The following is a 6,235-nucleotide window of genomic DNA, read 5'->3' as shown; positions in this document are numbered from 1 at the left end:
TCCCTGATCCGGATCGGAGCGCCGAACATCGAAGCCCGCCCCGGACGACACCCCACCCCGGCACCGACCCCGGCCACCCCCCGACCCCGCCAACCGCCCCCCGGGAGGAACGGCGGTCAGCCCGGGAGTTGGATGATCGGGAAGCTGCCCGTCGTCGTCGGGGCGTGTTCCGGGAGCCAGAGGACCGCCACCGCGCCGGCGGCCGAGCCCTCGGTGTCGGCGCCGCCCGGCGCCGCCACGTTGCGGAAGGTGAGGCGGGCGCCCAGGACGCGGGCCTGGCCCTCGGCGATGGTCAGGCCGAGCCCGTGCCCGACCCCCGCCCGGTCCGTCGAACCGGTGCGGAACCGGCTCGGGCCCTCCCGCAGCAGTGCCTCGGGAAAGCCCGGTCCGTGGTCCCGGACGCGGACGACCCGGCCCTCGATGTCGACCTGGACCGGCGCCTGCCCGTACCGCGCGGCGTTGGCCAGCAGGTTGCCGAGGATCCGCTCCAGGCGGCGCGGGTCGGTGCTGACGATCTCGTCCGCGACCACCCGTACCGAGGCCTCCGGCATCAGCGCCGTCACCCGCCGGGTGACGAACTCGCCCAGCGCCACGTCCTGCAGCTCGGCCCGCTCGGACGCGCCGTCCAGCCGGGCCACCTCCAGGACGTCCTCGACCAGGGCCCGCATCGCCTGCGCCCGGTCGCGCACCAGCTCCGTGGGCCGGCCCGGCGGCAGCAGCTCCGCGGCCGTCAGCAGCCCCGTCACCGGCGTCCGCAGCTCGTGCGCGATGTCGGCGGTGACCCGCCGCTCGGCCTCCAGCCGCTGCTGGAGGGCGTCGGCCATGGCGTCCACCGCCCGTGCGAGGTCGTCCGTCTCGTCGCGGACGACGCCGCCCACCGCGTCCCGCACGCGGACCTCCGGGTCCCCGTGCGCCACCCGCTGGGCGGCGGCCGCCGCCTTGCGCAGCCGGCTGGAGATCTGCCCCCCGATGAGCACGCCGAGCGCCGAGCCGCCGATCACGACGGCGAGGGAGCCGATGACCAGGGCGCGGTCCAGGTCGCGCACCATGTTGGCGCTCTCGCGGAACTCGTGGTGCATGGACAGCACCTGCCCGTTGCCGAGCGGTACGGCCGCCCACACCTCGGGTCCCCGCTTGGGGGTCTTGGGGGTCTCCTGGATGTAGGTGCCGCGCCGCCCCGAGCGGGCCTTCTCGCGGAGTTCGGCGGGGAGCTCGGGGTCGTTGACCTTGGCGCCCCAGATGGGCTTGCGGCCGGCGTCGGGGGTGCGGGCGATGTACTGCACCCGTTCCAGCTCCGAGTCGCGGGCGCTCTCCAGCATCGACACACGGGCGGCGCTGTGCACCACCAGGCTCAGGGCGAGCGCGGTGAGGGCCCCGACGGCGGCGATGGCGAGCGTGATCTTCCAGCGGATCCCCGTGCGCAGGGTGAAACGCCTCATGCTGTGGTTCTCATGCCTTGAGCTTGTATCCGAAGCCGCGGACCGTCTCGATCCGGTCCTGTCCGATCTTGGTGCGCAGTCGCTGGACGTGGACGTCCACGACGCGGGTGTCGCCGCCCCAGTCGTAGTCCCAGACCCGCTCCAGGAGCCGGTCGCGGGACAGGACGGTTCCGGGCGCGGAGGAGAATTCCAGCAGCAGCCGCATCTCGGTGGGGGTCAGGGCGACGGGGGCGCCGGCCCGGCGGACCTCCATGCCCTCGGTGTCGACCTCCAGGTCGCCGAAGGACAGCACCCCGCGCTCGTCGGAGCCGTCGTCGTCGCCCGGGCCGTTGCCGCCGTTCTGCGTGCCGCCCGCGTGCCCGAAGCGGCGCAGGACCGCGCGGATCCGGGCGACGAGGACCGAGCCGTCGAACGGCTTGGTGACGTAGTCGTCCGCGCCCGCCTCCAGGCCCAGGACCACGTCGATGGAGTCGGCGCGCGCCGAGAGCATGATCACCGGGACGGTGGACTCGTCACGGATGCGCCGGCACAGGCTCACGCCGTCCATGCCGGGCACCATCACGTCCAGCAGGGCGATGTCGGGCCGGTCCGCCCGGAAGGACTCCAGTCCGGACAGGCCGTCGGGCATGGCGGTGACCACGAACCCGTCGCGCTCCAGCGCCAGGGTCGTGGCCTCGCGGATGACGTCGTCGTCCTCCACGAACAGCACGTGGGTCTCGGCCATGCGCAGCCTCACTCCGGTCTTGTGCGTCTGCTGGTGCTTGTGCGGTCAGTTCTTCGGGGGGGTGACGGCCGGGGCCGGCTGGCCCCCGCCGTCCCCGACGTTGCTGTATTCCGAGTGGACGCGGTCCTGCTCGGCGAACTTCTCCCCGTTCCAGCGGTACGTGATCACGTCCTCGCCGGAGGGGTAGGAGAGCGCGTCGCTCTTGCCGTAGACCGGCTTGCTGACGACCAGGTCGCCCCGGTCGATCTCGGCGTAGACGGGCGGCTGCTCGTCGGCGAAGACATTCTCGTACTTCCCGCCGTCCGACCGGTACACGTACGAGCCCCGCCCCAGGGCGTCGGCGCAGGACAGGACGTTGACGACGATGTCGACGACGCTGCTCCCGGTGACCTTCCCGTAGCTGACGTCGACCGGGTACTCCTTGCCCGTGCAGGGCTTGAGGTCCCGCTTGACCTCGGCGCTGACCTTGGGGTCCGCCTTCAGCAGGGCCACCGGGTCGACCTTCTTGAGGGGGTTGCCCGTCCCCGCGGCGGGGGTGTGGCCCAGGGCCACCGGACCGCTGGGCGCGGCGGTGGGCTGGTTGTTGCGGGCCACCGACTCCGTGCGGGCGGGGCCGCCGTCGCGCAGGCCGGTGCCGCCGGCGGAACAGCCGGCCGCGAACAGCACTGTGCCGACGAGGACGACCGTCCCCGCCGACGTCAGTACCAGCGAGCTCCTGCCACTCAGGCTTTGGCCGTTCAGGCCGCGCACCGCTCCCGCCCCTCGTCACGCGTGGTGTGGTCACCGCGTTCGAGCGCACGCATGTCCAGGTCCCGGCTCTCCAGCTCCTGGCGGAGCCGGGCCAGTGCGCGGTGCAGTGTGCTCTTCACGGTTCCCGCCGACATTCCGAGCGCCGCGGCCGTCTCCTCGGTGCTCATCTGCTCCCAGTGTCGCAGCACCACGACACTGCGCTGCTTGGGCGCGAGGACCTTGAGGATGTCCATGAGCAGGGCGCGGTCGGCGCGCTGGTCGGAGCCGTCCTCGACGGAGGCGTCCGGGAGCTGCTCGGTGGGGACCTCGTCGAGCTTGCGGGCCCGCCACCACTCGGTCCGCGTGTTGATCATGACGCGCCGCAGGTAGGCGTCGGCGAGGGACTTGTCGGCGATGCCCTCCCAGCGGCCGTACGTGCGCACGAGGGCGGTCTGGAGGAGGTCCTGCGCGTCGGTCGGGTCCGGGACCAGGCGCCGGGCGCTGCGCAGCAGGGCGTCCTGCCGGGTGCGTACGTACTCCTCGAACTCGAGTACATCTCCGTGCGCCATCTAGACCGCCTCCGCTGCCGTCCCCGTCACCCGCCGCGTCACCGCTGCCTTACGGATCCGAAGGTACGGACGGGTTGTCACGGCACTGTGCGGGTCAGCCTGCGGTGGGCGCACGGACACCCGTAGGTTGTGTAACAGTGCCCGTGAGCTGCGGTTTCCCGGCCCGAAACGGAATGAGGCCGTCAACTTCGACGGCCTCCCGGGAAGGCCCGTGCGACCTGCGGATTCCGGGGCCCGGGCCTGCGGATTCCGGGGCCCGCCCCTGGGGATTCCCGTGCCTAGCCCTGCGGGAGGCGGTACATCCCGCGGGCGAGCGGTTCCACCAGCCCGTCGGACACCAGCCCGTCCAGCGCCCTGGCCCGCTGCACCGGCTCGTCCCACACCGCGTCGAGCTGCGCCTGCGCCACCGGCCCCGTCGCCTCGCGCAGGACGGCCAGCAGCCGGCCGCGCACCTGGCGGTCGGTGCCCGCGTACGTCTGCCCGCGCCGCGGCGGCCCGTCGTGCGCGGGCTTCCCGGCCAGCCGCCAGGCGCACAGCCCGGCCACCGGGCAGCGGACGCAGTCCGGGCTCTTGGCCGTGCAGACCAGCGCGCCCAGCTCCATCGAGGCCGCCGCCCAGCGGGCCGCCGTGGCCTCGTCCGCGGGCAGCAGGGTCCGGGCCAGGCGCCGCTCGGCGGCGGTGGTGGCGTTCGGCGGGTACTCGACACCGGTGGAGGTGCGGGCGAAGACCCGGCGCACGTTGGTGTCGAGGACCGCGTGCCGCTGCCCGTACGCGAAGGAGGCCACCGCGGCGGCCGTGTACTCCCCGATCCCGGGCAGTGCGAGCAGCTGCGCGTGGTCGCGCGGCACGTCACCGCCGTGGCGTTCCGTTATCGCCGCGGCCGCTCCGTGCAGCCGCAGGGCCCGGCGCGGGTAGCCCAGGCGCCCCCAGGCCCGTACCGCCTCGCCGGGCGCCTCGGCGGCCAGGTCGGCGGGGCGGGGCCAGCGGGCGAGCCACTGCTCGTACACCGGCAGGACCCGGCTGACGGGGGTCTGCTGGAGCATGAACTCGCTGACCATGACCCCCCAGGGGCCGGCCTCGGGGCGGCGCCAGGGCAGGTCGCGGGCGTGCTCGTCGAACCACGCGATGACGGGCTCGTGCAGCGGGGAGCGTGCGGGGGAATCGGCGGATGCGGCGGATGCAGTCATGTCAGGGGCATCCTGGCACGTTCTACGGGTGGCGCGCCGGGCCCGGACCGGTGAACCAGACGGCCGCGCGGATCCCGCTCCCCTGTACGGCGGCGATCACCCGGGTCATCGGCCCGGTCAGCAGGGCCACGGCCAGCGCGCCCAGCGAGGCGCCGAGCAGCAGGCCCATCCCCACGTCGTGCGGGTAGTGCACCCCCACGAACACCCGGGAGAAGGCCATGAGCACGGCCATCGGCAGGGTCAGCAGCGCCAGGCGCGGCACGGCCAGCGCCAGCGCGACGGCCGCCGCGCCCGCGATGGCGGAGTGGTTGCTGGGGAAGGACCAGTCCCCGTACGGCGGACACGGCACCAGCGAGGCGGCCGCCCGGGCCACCGCCCGGCAGGGACGGTCCTCGTCGACGGTCGACTTCACCAGCTCGGAGGCGACGTACACCAGCGCGGTCGCCAGCGGAGCGAGCACGGCGCGCGCCACGGCCCGCGGATCGCGCCGGCCGCGCGCACGCCACCAGACGGATATGTAGAGCAACCCGAACACGAGGAGCCCGTATTCGGTCCAGACCTCGAAGGCCGACTGCACCCAGTGGGGCGTGTCGTGGGCGAAGTCGGTGATGTTGCGGTAGAGGTCGGAGGTGTCCATGGTGACCGACGGTACTCAACCCCAGGTCGAGGCCGTGTCAGACCCTGGCCTGATCTTGTCGCTCCGGCCCCGGACCCCAAGATGATCATCGGCAAAACCCGCCGTATGCGCGGCATGTGGGGCACTGATCGCGGCGCGAGTTCTCGTAAGGTTCGGTACGTGGGATCTCTGCGCAATCCGGTCGGGCCGCTTCCCTCCTCCATTTACTGGCGGCGGAGGGCTGTTCTGGCGTCCGTCGCGGCGCTCGCGGCGCTGCTCGCCGTATGGTTCGTCAGTTCCGGTGGGGGCGGCACGAGTACGAACGGCAAGGGCGGCGGCGGCTCCGGCCCGGTCCGCACGATCACCCCCGGCCCCTCCGGCTCGGGCCCGGCGATCAGTCAGGCCCCGGGCGGGCGCGCGGAGTCGGGCAGTGGCGGGGGCTCCGCCTCCGGCTCGGGCGGCGGCACCTCGAAGAACCCCGACCAGGGTGGCGGCGCGGCCTCCGGCTCCTCCGGCGGCGGCGCGGGCGCCCCGGCGGTCCTCCCGGCGGACTCCCCGCTGCCCACCTGCGCGGCGAGCGCGGTGCAGTGGGAGGTCAAGAGCGTGAAGAACGAGTACGAGACGAACGAGAAGCCGCGCCTCGAACTGATCGTCCGCAACGTCTCGGGCAGCACCTGCAAGTTCGGACTCGGGCCGAAGCAGGCGGTCGTGACGATCTTTCAGACGACCGGCGCCAAGCAGGTGTGGTCCTCGGCCGACTGCCCGACGGGGCCGGCCAACGCGTACTTCCGCCTGCCGGCCCAGGGTGAGACGAAGCAGTCGCTGGAGTGGGACCGCAAGCTGAGCGCGGCGGACCAGTGCCAGTCGCCTCCGGCGGGTACCCCGGCCCCCGACACCTACGTGGTCGAAGCCCGCACCCCGGGCCTCCCGGTGGCCCGCACGTCGTTCGTGCTGAAGCAGGACTGACGCGG

The 6,235-nt window shown here is 73.5% G+C and carries 7 protein-coding genes; 1 reads left to right on the top strand and 6 read right to left on the bottom strand.

The window, feature by feature from the left end:
- Nucleotides 1–116 precede the first annotated feature (116 nt).
- The 6 genes from cseC to ACFVXK_RS23140 form a co-directional block, all read right to left on the bottom strand.
- Nucleotides 117–1,439, bottom strand: a complete 1,323-nt coding sequence (cseC, locus tag ACFVXK_RS23165; RefSeq protein ID WP_389614536.1) for a two-component system sensor histidine kinase CseC — start codon at nt 1,437–1,439, stop codon at nt 117–119.
- Between the two features lie 10 nt (nt 1,440–1,449).
- Entirely contained in the window at nt 1,450–2,163 is a 714-nt protein-coding gene (cseB, locus tag ACFVXK_RS23160; protein ID WP_389614534.1) for a two-component system response regulator CseB, read from the bottom strand.
- A 45-nt stretch (nt 2,164–2,208) separates the two neighbouring features.
- Nucleotides 2,209–2,913 (bottom strand): hypothetical protein, encoded by a 705-nt coding sequence (locus tag ACFVXK_RS23155; RefSeq protein ID WP_389614533.1) that lies wholly within the window; start codon nt 2,911–2,913, stop codon nt 2,209–2,211.
- Entirely contained in the window at nt 2,901–3,461 is a 561-nt protein-coding gene (locus tag ACFVXK_RS23150; RefSeq protein WP_389614532.1) for a SigE family RNA polymerase sigma factor, read from the bottom strand. Before ACFVXK_RS23150 ends, ACFVXK_RS23155 begins: the two co-directional genes overlap by 13 nt.
- A gap of 278 nt (nt 3,462–3,739) precedes the next feature.
- Nucleotides 3,740–4,648: an A/G-specific adenine glycosylase gene (locus tag ACFVXK_RS23145; RefSeq protein WP_389614531.1), complete on the bottom strand. Its 909-nt coding sequence runs from the start codon at nt 4,646–4,648 to the stop codon at nt 3,740–3,742.
- A 22-nt stretch (nt 4,649–4,670) separates the two neighbouring features.
- The gene (locus ACFVXK_RS23140) at nt 4,671–5,285 is read right to left on the bottom strand and encodes a phosphatase PAP2 family protein (protein ID WP_389614530.1); all 615 of its coding nucleotides are present in this window, start codon (nt 5,283–5,285) and stop codon (nt 4,671–4,673) included.
- A gap of 159 nt (nt 5,286–5,444) precedes the next feature.
- Between ACFVXK_RS23140 and ACFVXK_RS23135 the strand changes: the two genes are divergently transcribed.
- Nucleotides 5,445–6,230 carry a hypothetical protein gene (locus ACFVXK_RS23135; RefSeq protein ID WP_389614528.1) on the top strand — a complete coding sequence of 262 codons (786 nt, stop codon included), beginning with the start codon at nt 5,445–5,447 and terminating at the stop codon, nt 6,228–6,230.
- The last annotated feature ends 5 nt before the right edge of the window (nt 6,231–6,235 follow it).

It is taken from the genome of Streptomyces sp. NPDC058157, from assembly GCF_042884105.1.
In the GTDB taxonomy this organism is placed as follows: domain Bacteria; phylum Actinomycetota; class Actinomycetes; order Streptomycetales; family Streptomycetaceae; genus Streptomyces.
This window is presented reverse-complemented; position numbering and strand designations above follow the sequence as displayed.

Coding starts and splice junctions, on each gene's coding strand:
- cseC (WP_389614536.1), bottom strand. CDS start 1,439: ATGAGGCGTTTCACCCTGCGCACGGGGATCCGCTGGAAGATCACGCTC.
- cseB (WP_389614534.1), bottom strand. CDS start 2,163: ATGGCCGAGACCCACGTGCTGTTCGTGGAGGACGACGACGTCATCCGC.
- ACFVXK_RS23150 (WP_389614532.1), bottom strand. CDS start 3,461: ATGGCGCACGGAGATGTACTCGAGTTCGAGGAGTACGTACGCACCCGG.
- ACFVXK_RS23145 (WP_389614531.1), bottom strand. CDS start 4,648: ATGACTGCATCCGCCGCATCCGCCGATTCCCCCGCACGCTCCCCGCTG.
- ACFVXK_RS23140 (WP_389614530.1), bottom strand. CDS start 5,285: ATGGACACCTCCGACCTCTACCGCAACATCACCGACTTCGCCCACGAC.